The sequence below is a fragment of the Bacteroides sp. 2201st1_D9_2201SCRN_220225 genome (assembly GCF_040928965.1).
In the GTDB taxonomy this organism is placed as follows: Bacteria; Bacteroidota; Bacteroidia; order Bacteroidales; family Bacteroidaceae; genus Bacteroides; species Bacteroides stercoris.
The window spans coordinates 1-18,484 of record NZ_JBCODG010000059.1 but is presented as its reverse complement, the minus strand read 5'-3'; the positions used below and the strand labels follow the sequence as shown (position 1 = coordinate 18,484).

Sequence of the window (18,484 nt, the reverse complement as noted above, 5' to 3'; positions counted from 1 at the left end):
CAGATACGGAATGCCGTAGGAGTCATTCTCATATTTGAAGACAAACATAATCCCGTTCGTGTAAACCTGCGCGAACGGGATTTTTTGTGTTTGTTAAAAATATGTTTTATTAAAAAACAAGTAAGCTATGAAAAGAAATTTACGCTTTCTGGCGGGAGCTTTCCTGTTGACGGCAACCGCCCTGTTCACCGGCTGTAATTCAGACGATGACTTTTTGATGAATCCTCAAACTGATTCAGTAACTCCCGAAACCCGAGCCAACTTTAATGATGATGGCACTACAACCATTACATTCGATGACTTCGATGAAACATTCATGGCGGTTTCGCCTAAAGCAGAGAACTACTACACGCTTTATGGATATACTGCAGAGAACCAAATCAGGGAAATATACGATCCCGATTTTGTGTTTGTCTCCGACATGAATACTGTAACCAATTCTTATGGAGCGTATACTGAATTTTCCAGTGGTGCCATTGCGTTGTCGAAATACAATTATCGTTCTGATTCTGCTGCCGGCAAGACTTCTGGAACTAATTGGTGGTATACTTGGGAGAATCAATGTAGTGTCTATAATACAGCATCCACAGATGGGGCCAATACAGGGGCAGGTCACAGCGGTTCCAATTTTGCTGTTGTATACGGCTACTCTGATTTCGGAAATACGGAGTGGATGGCCAAACCTGAATTCTATTTTGACTCCCCTCGCAAATTCAAGGGTTTATGGTATTGTAACACAGCATATACCTATGGTGTGATTATAAATGGTAATCAGTTCGGAACATCGGGTGTTGCAACACCGTTGAGTAATCTGAAAGATTCTGACGGCAACAATATAGGATATTTCCAAGTCAACATCGAATGTTATGACGTAGATGGAAATTTGATCACCACTGTATCGAAATTGTTGGCCGACTACCGATATGATAAACCAACAGTGTCCCCCGTAACTACATGGACATATTGGGATATTAATGTAGCGGATGTGCAAAGTGTAAAATTCAATTTTGAAGGATCTGATGTCGATCCTATATATGGACTCAATACTCCGGCGTATCTTTGTATAGACGACGTTACAATAGAATAACAATTTAATATAGTTTGGCATAGAACTGATTTCAGTTCTATGCCTTTTTTATTATGAAGGCTTTCATATTTAGTATTCTTGTACTTTTGTTTTTTATTACAAGCTGTAATAAGAACGATGTAATTACTGAAGAAATAAAACAAGCTCCTATAATTGAACTCGATAGTGAGACTGGCATTTACACTATCAAAGTTGGGCGTGAACTGACAATTGCCCCGACATATAAATATGCGAATAATGCACTTTATGCATGGACAGTAGATGGAAAACTTCTTTCATCTGAATCAATATTGAAGTATACATGGAATCAGGAACAACATCTATATATCAAATTGCGAGTTGATACACCAGAGGGTTATGCGGAAGAAGAGTTAAAAGTAGAAGTATTGGAGTTAACTCCACCTACAATTTCAATCATAATCCCCTCTAAAGGATTAAAAGTGCCTCAAAACACGGATTATATTTTATCTCCAGATATTCAACATGACGATCTTGAAAATTTTAGAATTGAATGGGTACGCGATGGAGAAATCGTCGGAACAGAAAAAGCATATACGTTTCACGAAAAAGAACTCGGTACATATTCGATAACAATCCGGGCATCCAATATAGACGGAGAAACAATCCGTGATTTCGACGTAGAAGTTGTGGAAACAATGCCTTATTCCGTACGGTTTCCGACACCATCCTATACACAAACTTCTACGGATCGTTATACTTTTGCAGGGCGTCCTGTATATTTGCGGCCTTTGCTGGAATATTTCGATTATCCACAGTATCAATGGCAGGTCAATGGAAAAATTATGGAAGCCGCTACCGACAGGGTTTTTAAATTCACGCCGACGACTCCTGGAGAATATTTCGTTGCTGTTACTGTTACAGAAAAAATGCCCAACACACAGCCACTTTCACGTAACATAACACGTAGTAATACTTCAATTACAACGACAGTTAAGGTTATTTGTGAAGAAAAAACGGAACAAGAACGCTATCGGCAAGCGACAGCGACAAGTTCAGGTATTTGGGATAAGGTTTATGAATTCATTCCTGCTCCCGGACAGTTTATTAATGAGTTATCCCAAAATACCGGATTTATAGGAAATGAAACGACGCCCCAACAAGCCATAGAGTATGCAACGAAACGATTGAACAAAAAAGCGCATGTTTCACTGGGATCTTTCGGTGGTTATATCATCATCGGTTTTGACCATAGTATTGCTCCGAGTGGCCGAGAATACGATTTTGCAATACAAGGAAATGCTTTTAACAGTTCGAGCGGTGGCTCAAATGAGCCGGGCATTGTTTGGGTAATGCAAGATATAAATGGCAATGGCCAGCCAGACGATGAATGGTATGAATTAAAAGGATCTGAAACCGGCATCGATGGTACAATACAAGACTACGAAGTAACTTACTATAGACCTGCACCCAGAGCACATACTCCGTGGGTAGATAGTGAAGGTAATTCAGGTTCTGTCGATATGAATGCATACCATGGCCAAGAATATTATTATCCCAATTGGATTAAAGAAGATAGCTATACATTATATGGGACGCGTCTGACTCCTCGCAACAATCAAGATCCCGTTACAGGATATTGGGCGAATAACGCTTATGAGTGGGGGTATGTGGATAATATGGGTTCAGATAATCTGGTAGGAGGAAATGTCATTGATGGTAGCGGTCAGCGCAACGGATTCAAAATAGCCAATGCAATATATCATGACGGGACTCCAGTAAAATTGCAATATATAGACTTTATCAAAGTTCAGTGTGGAGTATTATCGAAAAGTGGTTGGCTTGGAGAGATATCCACAGAAGTATTTTCATTTGAAGACTTATCAATAACTAATAATCAATAATATGAGACAGTTTTGGCTTTTACTATTCATTGCCCCATTTCTTTTTTTATCATGTTCAGAAGATAATCAGACTCCAGAAAGTCCTGCTGATGCCGATGACAATTTTATCACATCAGTCGTGATGACTGTGGCAAGTCAATCCTATACAGCGGAAATAATTGACAATATAATTACCATAACAGTTCCATATACTGTTTCGTTAAATAATGCTCAAGTCGAATTCAAATACACATCCTCGGCAACAATTATTCCCGATCCGGCAAGCATTACTGACTGGGATACGGAACGAACGTTTCGTGTAACCTCTTACAATGGAGAAGCGAATGATTATACATATAAAGTCATTAAAGACGAGATTCGCTATGAAGGGGATGTGGAATTGAAGACAACAGCGGATGTTACGGCTTTCATTGATACGGACGTAACGGTTATCAAAGGTGATTTGATTATCGGGTCGGATGCTGAGGATGCAGAAGAATTGTCGGATATCGCCGCATTAAAAATATTGAAGGAAGTCGAAGGAAACATCATCATTCGGAAAAGTTATGTTGGACAAGATCTTACGGGACTTGATAATATCACTTCAATTGGAGGTTTGCAAATAGGAACTGAAACTGCCTTTGCGACCAACAGTAAATTGCAGATGGTCAGTATGAGATCTTTGCAGCATATTACTGGCGACATCGTTGTCTGCAACAATCAAGTAGCATATGTGCAATTCGACAACCTTGAAACGATTGATGGAAATATAATATTCAGGACTTCATCTCTACAAAGTTTTGAATTCCCTAAATTAACCACTGTCGTAAAGGATTTTGATCTCCAGTGTCTGACAAGTGACGGAGAACCAGGAGGAGAAATCACATCTTTGAGAATTCCTGAATTGACAAAAGTAAACGGTCGCTTAGGGGTTAATAATTTAGGCAAAATGATTTCTTTGGAATTTCCGAAATTACAAGAAGTTGGAAGTGTGGATTTTGCTTCTATACCGATTCCGTTGGAGACCCTTTCATTGCCGGAATTATCGGTAGTAAACGGCGACCTTAATCTCGTTTCCAGTTATATTGCGTCCGATGCTTTTACATCTACGGGAAATAATAAATTACAAGAAATAGATGGACTGTCTAACTTGTCGATTGTTAAAGGCACATTGACAATATCTAAATTCCAAGTCTTGAAAAAATTGCCGGATTGGAGTAAATTAGAACAACTCGGAGGACTGACCTTGCTGCGTTTATTGGAGTGTTCTGATCGAATTTTAGATTTGAGCAAAGTAAATTTTGTACCTTTTGAGGATAACGAACCTTTAATTTCTATTACAGACGGGACTATATTCTCAAAAATTATCACAAAAGAGGATATGTCGCAAGTTAGCATGTTTCTAGCTCCGAGCGGTATTACCGGTTCAAGTGTTGGAATAGATCCAGAATTGAATTTTAAGAGTATTAAGAATTTTAAGTATTCTAGCAATATGACAACAGATCCTGTATTCCAATTTGAACGAGTTTACGGGAATATGGAAATTATAAGAGGTTCAAAAAAAGGCGTTTCAGCCCCTAACTTGGTAAGTGTAGATGGATATTTAAGCATCGAAACTACAATGGCAAACAATATCTCGTTCCCGAAATTGGAAATTGTCGGAGGTCAGTTATGTATTATCGGTAATCTGAACGCTGTTTCTAACTATGATTATGATTTTACGAATTTAAAGTCAGTCGGTTGTTCAAGCAATCCTCAATATATCAAAGAAGGGGTGATTAATAATATTTTATATGGTTCTTTAGATTTTATGGCATCAAATAAAGATTTTACATTTCCGTCATTGGAACATGTCGGGGGTGTTGGTATGACTGTTCGTGCCGTAAAAACTATTTCATGCCCCAAATTGCAGGCCATTGATGGAACACTTTGTGCTGCAAATGCAGCATCGCTTACGACTTTCAATATGCCAACTTTAACAAAACTCTCAGGAGTTCGATTTATCCGGTTGACACGGTTTGTTGATTATACGTTCTTCAAATCTTTTGTAGAAGAAGAGCAAATCAAGAAAGAAGACTGGCTTGTAACCAATTGCGGTTATAACCCCACCTACGAGGATATGCAAGCCGGTCGCTATACCCAGCAGTAACACCCATTATTTTACAAGGGAACAGGGTACTGGCCGAAAGACCGGTACTCTTTCCCGTTTATAACAAGCCAATGAAACATCTGATACGACATATCATTCTTCTATGCGGGTTGCCGCTGTTGCTGGCGGGCTGCATGGAGTGGGACTACGGAGATGCGGTGGAAGATTTCAACGCTACCGGAGCCGGGTTGTTCATCACCAACGAGGGCAACTTCCAGTACGGCAATGCCACGTTGTCGTACTACGACCCCGAAACCCAACAGGTGCAGAATGAAGTGTTCTTCCGTGCCAACGGCATGAAGCTGGGCGACGTGGCGCAATCGATGTGCATCCACGACAATAAGGGCTGGGTCGTGGTGAACAATTCCCACGTGATTTTCGCCATCGACCTCAATACGTTCAAAGAGGTGGGCCGTATCACGAACCTGACTTCGCCGCGCTATATCCATTTCCTCAGCGACGAGAAAGCCTATGTCACCCAATTGTGGGACAACCGCATCTTCATCATCAACCCCAAGAAATATGAAATCACCGGTTACATCCAGGTGCCGGACATGACGATGGAAAGCGGCTCCACGGAGCAGATGGTGCAGTATGGCAAATATGTCTATTGCAACTGCTGGTCGTACCAAAACCGCATCATCAAGATCGATACCGAAACGGATCAGGTGGTAGAAGAACTGAAAGTCGGCATCCAGCCCACCTCGCTGGTAATGGACAAGAACCACAAGATGTGGACGATCACCGACGGTGGGTACGAGGGTTCGCCCTACGGCTACGAAGCCCCGTCTCTCTACCGCATCGATGCCGAGACGTTCACCGTAGAGAAGCAGTTCAAGTTCAAGATGGGCGACTGGCCTTCGGAGGTGCAGCTCAACGGTACGGGCGACAAGCTCTACTGGATCAACAAGGACATATGGTCGATGGACGTGGATGCGGAACGTGTTCCCGTGCGCCCGTTCCTCGAATACAGCGGTACGATTTATTACGGCCTGACCGTCGACCCCGTGCGTGGCGATGTCTACGTGGCCGATGCCATCGACTACCAGCAGCAGGGCATTGTCTACCGCTACTCGTCCGAAGGTGAACTGATCGATGAATTCTATGTCGGGATAATCCCCGGCGCATTTTGTTGGAAGTGATGGGCAGGATACGACACCTATACCATCTCATCTTCGTTACCAAAGGACGCAAGATGACGATTCCGACAACGGGAAAAGGATTGATGCTCGAGCGGATGACACGGATTTTTACAGGGAAAGGTTGCCGCGTACATGCCGCCAATGCCTTTCTCAACCACGTGCATGTACTTGTCGAGATTCCGAATTCCGGGGATTTCAGCAAGATCGTGAACAAGGTGAAAGGCGCCACGGGAACGGTATACCAGAAAACCCCGGAATATGCCGACTTCTCCGGTTGGGCTGCCGGATTCGACTCGTTCAGCGTGTCGTTCAGCGACCTTCACCGGCTCAGACGGCACATCGAGGAGCAGCATACAATCCATCAGGAGATCTCGTTCGAGGAAGAATACGGACAACTGCTTGAAGAGAATGGGTTCGACCCGCATCAAACGTCCGTGCCGGCATCCTCCACGGTACATTTTTCCGCGAATACCCACCCTAAAAACGGAATCAAATGATTTATACGAAATACATACTTTTCTCGCTACTGCTCGTCTGTCCGTCCGTATTGTCCGCGCAGGGAATCACACGACGCATCCACCAGATAGACGAGGTCACGGTGTGGGGCAAACGCCCGATGAAAGAAATCGGCGTGCAGAAGACGAAGTTCGACTCGCTCGCACTGAAAGAGAACATTGCCTTATCGATGGCCGACATTCTGACGTTCAATTCGTCCGTGTTCGTCAAGAGTTACGGACGCGCCACGCTCTCCACCGTTGCTTTCCGCGGCACGTCGCCCAGCCACACGCAGGTGACGTGGAACGGCATGCGCATCAACAATCCCATGCTGGGTATGACCGACTTTTCCACCATACCGTCCTACTTCATAGATCAGGCCTCGCTGCTTCATGGCACGTCGTCGGTGAATGAAACGGGCGGCGGACTCGGCGGACTTGTCAAACTCGGTACTACGCCGCAGGTCGGCGAGGGCTTCCATGCCCAATACGTGCAGGGCATCGGGTCGTTCCGCACGTTCGACGAGTTCGCCCGCTTCACCTACGGCAGCGACCGATGGCAGGTCTCGACCCGCGCGGTCTATTCGTCGTCGCCCAACGATTACAAGTACACCAACCACGACAAGAAGATAAATATCTACGACGAGGAGAAGAACATCATCGGACAGTATCATCCCAAGGAACGCAACCGATCGGGTTCGTTCAAGGACCTGCACCTGTTGCAGGAGGTATATTACAACACCCTGAAAGGCGACCGTTTCGGGTTGAACGCATGGTATATCAACTCCAACCGGGAACTGCCGATGCTCACGACCGATTACGGCGATGAGACCGCCTTCGAGAACCGCCAGCGGGAGCAGACGTTTCGTGGTGTCCTGTCATGGGACCATATCAAAGAGAAATGGAAAGTCGGCGTGAAAGGCGGTTATATCCATACGTGGATGGCCTACGACTACCGTCGTGAGGTGGCGCCGGACAACTGGGCCTCCATGACCCGTTCGCGGAGCAAGATAAACACGTTCTACGGACAGGCGGAAGCGGAATACTCGCCCGGCAGGAAATGGTTCTTCACCTCGAACGTATCCGTGTACCAGCATCTCGTGCGCAGCGAAGACAAGAACATCATCCTTCAGGATGGCAACAAAGCCGTCGTCGGATATGACAAGGGGCGTGTCGAGCTCTCCGGTTCTGTATCGGCCAAATGGCAGCCTGTCGAGCCGTTGGGCTTGTCGCTGGTCTTGCGCGAGGAGATGTCGGGCGACAAATGGGCTCCGCTCATCCCGGCATTCTTCATCGACGGACTGATTTCGCGCAAAGGGAACGTGATGGTGAAAGCCTCCGTATCGCGCAACTATCGTTTTCCGACTTTGAACGACCTCTACTTTCTGCCGGGCGGCAACCCCGACCTTAAAAACGAACACGGCTTCAGCTATGACGCCGGAGTGAGTTTCGATGTCGGCAAAAAGGGGGTATATAAACTGGGCGGCAGCGCAAGCTGGTTCGACTCCTACATCGACGACTGGATCATCTGGCTGCCGACGACCAAGGGGTTCTTCTCGCCGCGCAACGTGAAGAAAGTCCATGCCTACGGTGTCGAAGTGAAGGCCAACCTTGCCGTGCAGCCGGCAAAGGACTGGCTGATAGACCTGAACGGTTCCTATTCGTGGACCCCCTCCATCAACGAGGGCGAAAAGATGTCGCCCGCCGACCAGTCGGTGGGAAAACAACTGCCTTACGTGCCGGAGCACTCCGCCTCGCTGACAGGACGGCTGTCATGGCGGACGTGGGCGTTCCTCTACAAGTGGGCTTACTACTCGGAACGTTTCACCATGTCGAGCAACGATTACACGCTGACAGGCCACCTGCCCCGGTATTTCATGAGCAATATCTCACTGGAGAAAATGCTGTCGTTCAAACCGCTGGATGTACAGTTGAAACTTGCCGTCAATAACCTGTTCAACGAGGACTATCTCTCGGTGCTGTCGCGTCCTATGCCCGGCATCAACTTCGAGTTCTTCATCGGCATCACCCCGAAATTCGGGAAAAGCAGAAAATAATGTAAACGTAAATAAGGTAATGATATGAAAGTATTAAAGAATTTGAGCCTGATGGTGCTGCTTGCGCTGGCATTTGCAGGCTGTCGTGGCAAGAGTTCCCAACTTGCCGATTTCAACAAACAGCTTTACGCTCCCGAATATGCCTCGGGATTCAAGATTGAAAGAGCAGACGGCAGACAGAGCGTGCTGGTTTCCGTCATGAATCCGTGGCAGGGCGCGGATAGCGTCACCACCCGGTTGTTCATCTCCCGTAACGGGGAACCCGTTCCCGAGGGTTTCGACGGGCAGGTCCTCGAAGGGGATGCGCAGCGCATCGTGGCGATGTCCTCGACCCATATCGCCATGCTCGACGCCATCGGCGAGACGGCACGTGTGGTCGGCGTTTCGGGACTCGACTATATCTCCAATCCCGACATTCAGGCACGCCGCGACAGCATCGGCGACGTGGGTTACGAGGGAAATATCAATTATGAACTTCTGTTGTCGCTCGACCCTGACCTTGTGCTGCTTTTCGGCGTGAACGGGGCCAGTGCGATGGAGAGCAAACTCAAGGAGCTCGGCATCCCGTTCATGTATGTCGGCGATTATCTCGAAGAATCTCCGCTGGGCAAAGCCGAATGGCTGGTGGCGCTTTCGGAGGTCGTCGGGAAACGCGCGAAGGGCGAAAAGGTATTCGCGGATATTCCGATCCGATACAATGCGCTGAAACAGAAAGTGTCCGGTGCCGTTCTCGATGCCCCGTCGGTCATGCTCAATACGCCCTACGGCGATTCGTGGTTCATGCCCTCGACGGAAAACTATGCCGTGCGGCTGATTACCGACGCCGGAGGCGACTACATCTACAAGAAGAACACGGGCAACTCTTCGACGCCTATCGACTTGGAGGAGGCATACCTGCTCGCTTCGGAGGCCGATATGTGGCTGAACGTCGGCATGGCGAACACACTCGACGAACTGAAAGCCGCCTGCCCGAAGTTCGCCGATACCCGCTGCGTCCGAAACGGCTATGTCTATAACAACAACGCCCGCACCAATGCCGCCGGAGGCAACGACTACTACGAATCGGCCGTCGTGAATCCCGACCTTCTTCTGCGCGACCTCGTGAAGATATTCCACCCCGAGTTGGTCGAAGAAGATTTCGTATACTACAAACAACTGAAATAGATGCGTTCACGCCCCGTCATCCTGTTCACCGCGTTGTCCGTGCTTACGGTCGGCCTCTTCCTGTTGGATTTGGCTGTGGGCGCGGTTCGCATTCCCGTCGGCGACGTATGGGCGGCCCTGACGGGCGGCGACTGCCCGCGGACTACGGCGAAAATCGTACTGAACATACGGCTGATAAAGGCGGTTGTGGCTCTGCTGGCCGGGGCGGCGCTATCGGTCAGCGGCTTGCAGATGCAGACATTGTTCCGCAATCCGCTGGCCGGCCCCTACGTGCTGGGCATCAGCTCGGGTGCAAGCCTCGGCGTGGCGCTCGTGGTGCTGGCAGGCGTCGGCTCGTCGATAGGCATCGCCGGAGCGGCTTGGCTGGGTGCGGCCGTCGTGCTGCTCGTAATCGCTGCCGTCGGACACCGCATAAAGGACATTATGGTGATATTGATTTTGGGTATGATGTTCTCGTCAGGCGTGAGCGCTGTCGTGCAGATATTGCAATATCTGAGCAAAGAGGAGGCGTTAAAGGCGTTCGTCATCTGGACGATGGGGTCGCTCGGCGACGTGACGGTGCCGCAGCTCGCCATCCTCCTTCCGTCGGTCATCGTCGGGTTGCTGCTGGCCGTATGGACGATCAAACCGCTCAACCTCCTGCTCTTCGGCGAGGAATATGCCGTAACGATGGGACTGAATATCCGCCGTTCGCGCGGTCTGCTGTTTCTCTCGACGACGCTGCTGGCCGGCACGGTAACGGCTTTCTGCGGCCCGATCGGCTTCATCGGTCTTGCCATGCCTCACGTCGCGCGGATGCTCTTCCGCGAGGCCGACCACCGCGTGCTCCTGCCGGGAACCCTTCTCTCGGGGGCGGCGGTATTGCTTCTTTGCGATATCGTTTCCAAAATGTTCACTTTGCCCGTAAATGCCATTACCGCACTGCTGGGAATCCCGATAGTCGTATGGGTGGTTTTACGCAATAAATCGATGACGGTATGATAGAACTGTGCGATTTTTCCATAGGCTACGCAGAGAAGAGGCTTCTCGATAAGGTCGATGCCTCTTTCAAAAGAGGACAGCTGACTGCCCTTATTGGCAGGAACGGCACGGGGAAATCTACACTTCTCCGTGCCATAGCCGGACTGAATCATAATTATTGCGGTAAAATCCTGCTCGACGGACATTGTATCGCAAACATGAGAACTCCGGAGAAGGCAAGGCAACTGGCATTTGTCACGACCGAGCGCACACGCATCGCCAACCTGCGGTGCGAGGATGTCGTGGCTATCGGCCGCGCCCCTTACACCAACTGGATCGGCCGCATGCAGCCTCAAGATAGGGAAATCGTCATGCGGTCGCTCTCTTCGGTCGGAATGGAGGCGTATGCCGGCCGCACGATGGATAAGATGTCGGACGGTGAATGCCAGCGCATTATGATAGCCCGTGCTCTGGCTCAGGAAACGCCCGTCATCCTGTTGGACGAGCCGACCTCGTTTCTTGACATGCCCAACCGTTACGAATTGTGTTCCCTGCTCGCACGGTTAGCGCATGCTGAGGGCAAATGCATTCTGTTCTCCACTCACGAACTGGATATAGCCCTCTCGCTGAGTGACAGAATAGCCCTTATCGATACGCCCGTCCTTCACTGTCTGCCGACCTCCGAAATGATCCGCAGCGGGCATATCGAGCGGCTGTTCAACAATGCCGCCGTACAATTCGACCCCGTGAGCGGGATCGTGAAATCCATGCCAAGAGACTGACTTTCCTGTCGGGAAACACGTCAGACGCAATGAGGGTGTCCCAAAAAGTATTTGGCACCCTCGTATTCGTTGTAAGACATGTCGTTTATTTCGATACCTCGCACATCAGCACGCCTTTCCCCGTCACATCGGCTTTCGAGACCGTGATGGATTTTCCCGTGTAGGTCTTCACGACGGAAGTCCCGGCAGAGTTCCACAGTTTCCATGTATAGGTATAAGCTGTCCCGCCCGTGTCGATTTCCTCACCGCCCCTGTATAACACGGCTTTGGCATCCACGTCATTGCCGTTGTTCTTGATGGTGAACCCCTTCTGGCTGACCAGATCAACCGTGATGGGGTCGGACATATCCGTGAAGGAGATGATGTCGCAGACGACCTTGTTCGCCGAGGCGTTGCCCGCCGAGGTGTCCGTATCCTTGATGGCGCACTTGAAGGTCTCGAAGTTGAGAACGGCATCTGCCGTAATCGTGATTTCGTTTGTCGTCCAGCCTGCCGTCACGCCCCGAGGATTGGTCGAGGTAAGGCATGCCCAGCCGGCACCCAGCATGGAGTTGTAGTAGGGACACGAAACGGCGGCTCCCGATGCGGCTGCGGCACTCAGTGCGGAGGTCAGCGTCACGACCTTCGTGGAGGCGTTGACTGCCGAAATGGTGTACTGTGCCGATCCTATGGTTATCCTGCCTCCCGCCTCCATGTTCATTACCGAAGCGACCGTTATGGTCGTGGCTCCGGCTGCCGCGGCAGCTGTCAGTGTCGTGCCCGCGAATACCGCCGAATCCTTGATGCCCCACGCGTAGGTGACGTTCGTCGTGTCGATAGAGGCTCCGCGCCACAGGTCGCAATGCGCCCTGAGCGTCGCCACCTCGTCGTTCTTGAATACGATGCCGTCGGGTGCATACGCCACGGCGGCGATCATCGCTCCGGCGTTCAGGTGCTGCGTGAACTGAATCTCCGCCCGGAACGGAATCTCCAGCCCGTTGGCGTCGATGTAAACCGCCTCGAAAGTATAACGCACTTGCGGAGCGGAAACGGTCATGTGGTTGGCTTTGACGGTAAGGGCATACTTGGCCGATGCCGCGCCGATGGTGCAGCTGTCCTGTCCGGAGACGATCGCCGTACCGTTCTTGTACCACTTGGCCGAGCCGCTCTTCACGCCTGCCGTAAGCGTCGCGGCATTGCCTACCGAGGTGATCTGGTCGGTCGCCGCCTGACCGCTGACGAAGAGCGAAGGGGTAAGTACCAGATAGGGAGAAGCCGCCCACGAAGGGGCATAGGCATTGTTGTCTCTGTTGTACACCTGTGTCAGGGGCTGCGAGGAGCCGATGAATGCCTGCAACGATACCGCGTCGTTCTGGTCGATGATGGTGACCTGCCCGCGGGCTACTTTTACTGCCATAATAGATTATCGGTTATTTGTTATTTCCACTTCGCAATCGAAAACGGCCTTGCGCCACACGTCCCCGCCGGTTATCTCTATCTCCCTGCCGTAACGCGGTGCGGCGTTCCATATCCTGTCACTCTCCGTATCGCGGCTCGTCCGTATCCAGCGGAAATTGCCGTCGGGAATGAGCGATGTAATCTCTTCACCGCCCCTGTACACCCTGGCACGGAGTACCGTCGAGACGATTCCGTTGCGGAATGTCGTGCCGTTTTCAGACTCCACATAAACAGTATAGGAGGGAGATCCGTCGTAAAGTTTGAAAAAGGTATGGGTCGCACTGATTTTTTCATTACGGTATGTTGCCGTGTAGCGGAGGGTCAGCACGTCGCGCCCTTCCCAGCCATGAAACGGGGGTGTCATTTCAAATACGGCGGCATTGCATCCGGCATCTTTCCATATGCCGTCAACGGCAAGGTATTCCCACTGCCGACTTTCCGGCTCGAAATTGTATTCGGTCGCCACAAGCGGGATATTCTCCGGCTCGCATGCGCCTGAAAGCTCGTCCTTGAAATGGAACGCCGTGCCGCCTGTCAGGGAGACGGAACGGGGCTTGAGCAGTTCCTGCGCCTCCTCATCGAGGTCTTCCCAGCGGATGGTCACATCGCGCAGTTCGATGGTATCCTTGCCCCACTTGAACCGTCCCGAGGCGAAATGGCCCGTCCCGTCCGGATGGATGACGAAAGAACCGTCCCGTGAAACGATCGAGCCGTCTTCGTTCAGCCGCAACAGGGGATTCTGTATGGTACCCCCGATACCTCCCTTATTGAACCAGGCACCGTAATCGTCCGTGTAGGACAAGGCTTCATCGGTCGCCTGATAGGGGGTCACGTTCCTTCCGGCCTCCAATTGAGGGGCGGACAACGACAGGGGGACGGAAGCGGCAATGCCGAGACACATGACGGGGGAATCTGACCCGCGTATGAGGAACGGGACATTATAACGGACCCATCCTTTACCGGCAGCCACCGTCCGATCACCGACAAGATGTTCATCCTGATAGAACCGGATGGCTGCCGTATCTTCCGCTTTTATCCAGACTGAGAAACAATAACAGACTCCTGTATGAGCCTCCCGCCAGGCGGCACTTTGCGCACCAAGAAGACTGTCTCCGGCTATCCGTACACACCGCCCGAGTCCGGCGGGAGATGTTTCATCCAGCTCTTCCGAATGGCTGAACCGGCAGGACAGGCTGTCGGGTATGACATTCTTGTGGATTTTGCCCACATAAAACGTGCTTGAAAAACCGTTCTCGTCTCCCGCGGTAAGCGTGCCGGCTATATTGACATTGCGTGTGGCATAGAGATTCTGGAAATAGGCCCCGTAACCATCCAACATGCCGAAGACCGGATCGATGATGCCGCTGACCTTTCCCACACGGGCCTTGCTCGCCTCGCTGAAAGCGGATACGGAGGCAAGACGAACAATGTTCAGGTCGGCGACCTCGCACCAGTCCCCCTCGGAGGCCAGGCTTGATGTCAGGTCAAGAAACAGGCTCCGGCTGTACTGTGCCGGGTAATCCACGGTGATGACCCATAACTTGTACTTCCATTCCCGGCCGATGGAGATTTCATCTTCCGCATCCGTCTTTTCACGGTTCGTATAGCCGAATCGGATCGGTACGGAACCTGATGTTTTGGAAGACCTGACCTTGAACGATACCAGCAGGCGCTCCGGGTATCCGACCGGTTCTTCCAATGTCAGCATCAGCCCGAAGGAAGCGTTTCCTGCCGGTTCCGCGTTGCGGATAATGCGGACAATGCGTGTCGCTTCCGAATCGGCATCCAGATATTCCGTTTGCAGCATGCTGCCATAAACGGCGTACCTGGACTTGTCCGGCACTCCCGCCATGCCTCCGTCCATGACGGGATAGCACAGGGAGCGTTCGGTCGCCATGCCGTCGATGACATCCATATAGGGTGAATCGCTGTCAGAAGCCGTCAGGTACAAGGCGCCGCTACGTGCCGTATCGAACAGGTTGGTAATCCGCACGAAGTCCAGCAGTTCACCGCCCTGCGGTTCGTCCCCGTCCAGCAATGCCCCGATGAAATAAGGGGCGTCCTTGTCTCCGACAAGCTCCGTTCCGGTTTCTGTCACGCACATCAGCGAATAGACGGTACGCTCCCGTTCGGCATATTGCCTGCGGATGATATCCCCGGCTTGCAGTCCCTGTGTCTTCTGCGAGTCGGGGGCAATACGGATCTTGTATGTCGGATAACGGAATACGGACATGGATTATGACAGTTTTTCCACGGTGTCTCCCGAACAGCTGTCGCTGATCCAGAAGGAACCGTTGGTTACCGAAGTCTTTTCGACCTCGAACTCATAGGCGCGGAACTTACGGCGGGCCACCACCTCGTCGAATGTGGCGGAGACGCCTCCTGTCGTCCGGTTCCGGCGGACAGCCCATCCGCTTCCGGAAAGGCCCGGGGAAAAGAACTCCGAAGAGAGCGACCCGGTAAAGACGCTGTTTCCGTAATGCCGGATACCGTCCTCCACCGCTTGCAGGCGTAACGCCTCTGTCAAGTATAGGATTCTGTCAGTAATCCGGGTGGGCGACGCATGGATTCCGATATGCCCGGCTGCTTCCAACGGAACAGCGACCGTAACGAAATCGGCATCGGTGCGGATATGGAACGATTCGCTGTGACGGTTCTGCGGGGCATAACAGCTCACGGACGGACGGTGTGAAAAATCCGTGCTGTGAGGGATAGCCGTCCTTACGTCCTCTTCCTCGTAGATTACCTCGGAAGAAAGCGATACGCGCTCCCTGTCGCCTGTGAACATAAATCCCTCTGCTGTGCCCATCCGCAAGCGCTTGTGGATAACGATACCTTCATCGGAAGTGTCTACCCGGTATGAGGAGAGCAGGTCGGCGCCGTAGTTGTGGCGGACAGTCAGCGAGCCCGGAAAACAAGCCTTTCCGTAAGGGGAAAGCATCAGACACTCGCCGTCCACGTCCGATATGCCGGAGAACAGGCGTATCTTCGGGGTATGGTCGCCGCCTAAAAGAAGGTCACCGCCGATACTCCCGAACTGTATCTTGTCCTTGTCGGTACAGAGCAGTACGGGAACATCTCCGATCCGGATGCCGAATCCGTCCAGGAACGAGAGGAACCCGCCGAGCGCGACATCCTCTTCCGAAAACGAAAGCAGACATTTCCCTTTGTCGCCCAGTTCCACGCCTTGCAAGGCTTTCAGTCCGCCATCCATGACCGTACTCCCTCGCACCGTCAGATTCCGTCTCACCATGCCGTCCCGCATCGTCCAATCCACCGTGTCCGTATTGGCGTTGCCACGATGATAGACATCCTGCCCGCCCACGGCCAGCCGTGTCGGGGAGATGGATATTCCTGTATCCTCGTCCCCGATAATCCATGCCCCTTTGGAATGTACCGTCGCATCCAGAAAGTCTATATGGGAAGCGTTGATTGTAGCGGTGGCCTTGTCCGCGTCGTAACGGAGCAACTGCCTGCCGCCGATATGCAGGCTGTCGCCCCCGACTTTCAGGTTGCCGGTAATCCTGATACCGTACTCGATGGCAGTTACCACACCTTCCGGATCGGTAATGTCCTGCGAATAGGTTTCCAGGATACGGGTGTTTCCAATGCCGGCTTCGAAACCGTAATTGGCACTGAGCTTGCCGGTCATGTCACCGCCCGATTTCTTCAGGTAATCCAACAGCAAGCCACCGCTTCCGGAACCGCCTTCTCCCGTAACGGCTCCGGCAATGGCGGATGCAAAACCGTAAGCGGTATTCTTCAGTCTCAGGCTGGTCTCGTCGCCTTCCTCGATGCCGTAAGGATGCTCGTCGTCCTTTTTCTGCTGGGCATTGAAAAAGTTATGGTACAGCTGTGCATAGATGGAATAGCACAGGCTCTCCTTGTCGAGGGTTTCTATATCGGGATGCAGTTGTACGCTCATTTGGTATAGCTGGTCTTGGAAAGAAATTTCTGGATACGTGATGTCAGCGAGATGAAGTTCGGCATATTGATCGGCGACATCGTGCCCATCAGTGTGGGAGTCATGATTTTCGAACATTCCGTCAGGAAGTCGAGCATCAGCCGGGCAAGCTCATTACCCAGAACCAGCGGCTCGGTGGCATTCTCGTCACCGAGCGTCACCTTGTTGTCGGCAACGGCAACGGTCGTGGAATTGACCTTTTGTACCACTTTATCTGCTGTCTGTCTGACTTCAGACTTGTCCACCGTATGCGTGATGCTTTCCGCATCGATAACGGTTGTCGCTTCCTTGTCCTTGTCATTCCTAACGGTTGTTGTGACGGCCGTCGGCGTATAGTGGGTGGAGGTCTCGTTACCGGTGGTTTCCAGTTCGTCGTAGTCCGGGGAAGAGTCGTTTTCCGGATCCAGTTCCTCCATTTCGGTCACGCCGATGACGGTTTCCGTGCGGGCATTGAGCCGCAGGATATCCACATGGGAGAAGTTAACCACATAGGCATAACGGGTGGCGGCATCCATGAAGATGGTCACGTCGGAAAAAAGTGCGGGGACGATCAGGAAGCCGCCTTCGCTGTTGGTGGCGGCCGAGAGCAACACGCCTTTATGGATAACAGGTTCGGCGGAGGCCGTCTCGTCCGGGTACTCGCCGACATCAATGGTACCGCCGTAGTCGGAAAACTCCTCGTCCGAGGGGTTGTCGTGTATCTTGGCGACATAGCCGTGTATCATGCGGGCCGTACCGATACCGGACATGCCTCCGGGAGCCAGATTGATACGCTCCATACTCCGTCCCAAGGCTATCTTGCGGATAGCCTCACGGATAAGCAACTGGTTGGATTTGTCTGAAGACATGAGTTTTTTGAAAGAATAGGAGGAGCATAGTTTATTGGTTGCCAATTATTTTGTACTTTTGCAAAGACAATGATATTACTTATGAAACAAGAAATTTTAGAATCCTATATTACATATATATTTGATTTCTTTCAAAAATCAAGATGCTTTAAAGCCGGGCAAGGTAACATGCTCAGAAATTTTAGATTTGCAGCTGAAAAGCAATTTACTCGTAATCAACTGGGTATATTGTATTTCCTGGTAAATACCCTCATTGATAATGGCTATCTCTACTTAAAAGATAGAGATTTTATAGCTCTTACGGAGAATGGTGCCGATGTTATAAATGGGGGAGAGTGTGTTATTCCTAAAATTTCCCTTGAGCGGACAATTTATGAAAAAGAGACCAGTAGATCAGATATATATGAACAGCTTTGGAATATTATCGGATCGAACAAAGAAAATGATTATGCGCCGCTGTATGTAGATGGACCATTGTTTTATAAGAGGAGTTCTATAAATTAAAATATTGTAGTACAGTTGTTTATATGGTTCCAAGAGCGTAAATTTGCAGAAAATA

At 50.7% G+C, this 18,484-nt stretch carries 15 protein-coding genes; 10 read left to right on the top strand and 5 right to left on the bottom strand.

Going from position 1 to position 18,484, the window contains the following annotated elements; all coding sequences use genetic code 11:
- Nucleotides 1–127 precede the first annotated feature (127 nt).
- The 5 genes from AB5903_RS16685 (at nt 128) to AB5903_RS16665 (ending at nt 6,716) form a co-directional block, all read left to right on the top strand.
- The gene (locus tag AB5903_RS16685; RefSeq protein WP_004293580.1) at nt 128–1,087 is read left to right on the top strand and encodes a DUF4465 domain-containing protein; all 960 of its coding nucleotides are present in this window, start codon (nt 128–130) and stop codon (nt 1,085–1,087) included.
- Between the two features lie 53 nt (nt 1,088–1,140).
- On the top strand, nt 1,141–2,949 hold the full coding sequence (locus AB5903_RS16680; protein WP_004293581.1) for a PKD-like domain-containing protein: 1,809 nt from the start codon (nt 1,141–1,143) through the stop codon (nt 2,947–2,949).
- Between the two features lies 1 nt (nt 2,950).
- The gene (locus tag AB5903_RS16675; protein WP_004303979.1) at nt 2,951–5,077 is read left to right on the top strand and encodes a hypothetical protein; all 2,127 of its coding nucleotides are present in this window, start codon (nt 2,951–2,953) and stop codon (nt 5,075–5,077) included.
- Nucleotides 5,078–5,148: 71 nt separating this feature from the next.
- Complete coding sequence (locus tag AB5903_RS16670; protein WP_004293583.1) at nt 5,149–6,219, top strand: glutaminyl-peptide cyclotransferase; 1,071 nt, start codon at nt 5,149–5,151, stop codon at nt 6,217–6,219.
- The gene (locus AB5903_RS16665) at nt 6,219–6,716 is read left to right on the top strand and encodes a transposase (protein WP_004303978.1); all 498 of its coding nucleotides are present in this window, start codon (nt 6,219–6,221) and stop codon (nt 6,714–6,716) included. The genes AB5903_RS16670 and AB5903_RS16665 overlap by 1 nt, the downstream gene beginning before the upstream one ends.
- 1 nt (nt 6,717) lies before the next feature.
- On the opposite strand, the gene AB5903_RS16660 is transcribed toward AB5903_RS16665, so the two are convergent.
- A complete protein-coding gene (locus tag AB5903_RS16660; RefSeq protein ID WP_224200281.1) occupies nt 6,718–6,915 on the bottom strand; it encodes a hypothetical protein in 198 nt (65 codons plus the stop codon).
- On the opposite strand from AB5903_RS16660, the gene AB5903_RS16655 reads away from it, so the two are divergent.
- The 4 genes from AB5903_RS16655 to AB5903_RS16640 are packed head-to-tail and all read left to right on the top strand — an operon-like array spanning nt 6,818 to nt 11,676.
- Nucleotides 6,818–8,770 carry a TonB-dependent receptor gene (locus tag AB5903_RS16655; protein ID WP_224200278.1) on the top strand — a complete coding sequence of 651 codons (1,953 nt, stop codon included), beginning with the start codon at nt 6,818–6,820 and terminating at the stop codon, nt 8,768–8,770. The two genes, AB5903_RS16660 and AB5903_RS16655, sit on opposite strands and share 98 nt — an antisense overlap.
- 24 nt (nt 8,771–8,794) lie before the next feature.
- A complete protein-coding gene (locus AB5903_RS16650) occupies nt 8,795–9,934 on the top strand; it encodes an ABC transporter substrate-binding protein (RefSeq protein ID WP_004293586.1) in 1,140 nt (379 codons plus the stop codon).
- On the top strand, nt 9,935–10,915 hold the full coding sequence (locus AB5903_RS16645; protein ID WP_004293587.1) for an iron ABC transporter permease: 981 nt from the start codon (nt 9,935–9,937) through the stop codon (nt 10,913–10,915).
- Entirely contained in the window at nt 10,912–11,676 is a 765-nt protein-coding gene (locus AB5903_RS16640; RefSeq protein WP_004293588.1) for an ABC transporter ATP-binding protein, read from the top strand. Before AB5903_RS16645 ends, AB5903_RS16640 begins: the two co-directional genes overlap by 4 nt.
- A gap of 85 nt (nt 11,677–11,761) precedes the next feature.
- Here AB5903_RS16640 and AB5903_RS16635 read toward each other — a convergent pair whose 3' ends face one another.
- Genes AB5903_RS16635 through AB5903_RS16620 form a run of 4 tightly spaced genes read right to left on the bottom strand, consistent with a single transcriptional unit; the run spans nt 11,762 to nt 17,925 of the window.
- On the bottom strand, nt 11,762–13,072 hold the full coding sequence (locus AB5903_RS16635) for a hypothetical protein (protein ID WP_004293589.1): 1,311 nt from the start codon (nt 13,070–13,072) through the stop codon (nt 11,762–11,764).
- Nucleotides 13,073–13,078: 6 nt separating this feature from the next.
- Complete coding sequence (locus AB5903_RS16630) at nt 13,079–15,346, bottom strand: hypothetical protein (protein WP_004293590.1); 2,268 nt, start codon at nt 15,344–15,346, stop codon at nt 13,079–13,081.
- 3 nt (nt 15,347–15,349) lie between these two features.
- Complete coding sequence (locus AB5903_RS16625; RefSeq protein WP_004293591.1) at nt 15,350–17,038, bottom strand: hypothetical protein; 1,689 nt, start codon at nt 17,036–17,038, stop codon at nt 15,350–15,352.
- Nucleotides 17,035–17,925 (bottom strand): hypothetical protein, encoded by an 891-nt coding sequence (locus AB5903_RS16620; protein ID WP_004293592.1) that lies wholly within the window; start codon nt 17,923–17,925, stop codon nt 17,035–17,037. Before AB5903_RS16620 ends, AB5903_RS16625 begins: the two co-directional genes overlap by 4 nt.
- A gap of 81 nt (nt 17,926–18,006) precedes the next feature.
- Here AB5903_RS16620 and AB5903_RS16615 point away from each other — a divergent pair, with 81 nt between their 5' ends.
- Complete coding sequence (locus tag AB5903_RS16615) at nt 18,007–18,429, top strand: hypothetical protein (RefSeq protein WP_368118048.1); 423 nt, start codon at nt 18,007–18,009, stop codon at nt 18,427–18,429.
- The last annotated feature ends 55 nt before the right edge of the window (nt 18,430–18,484 follow it).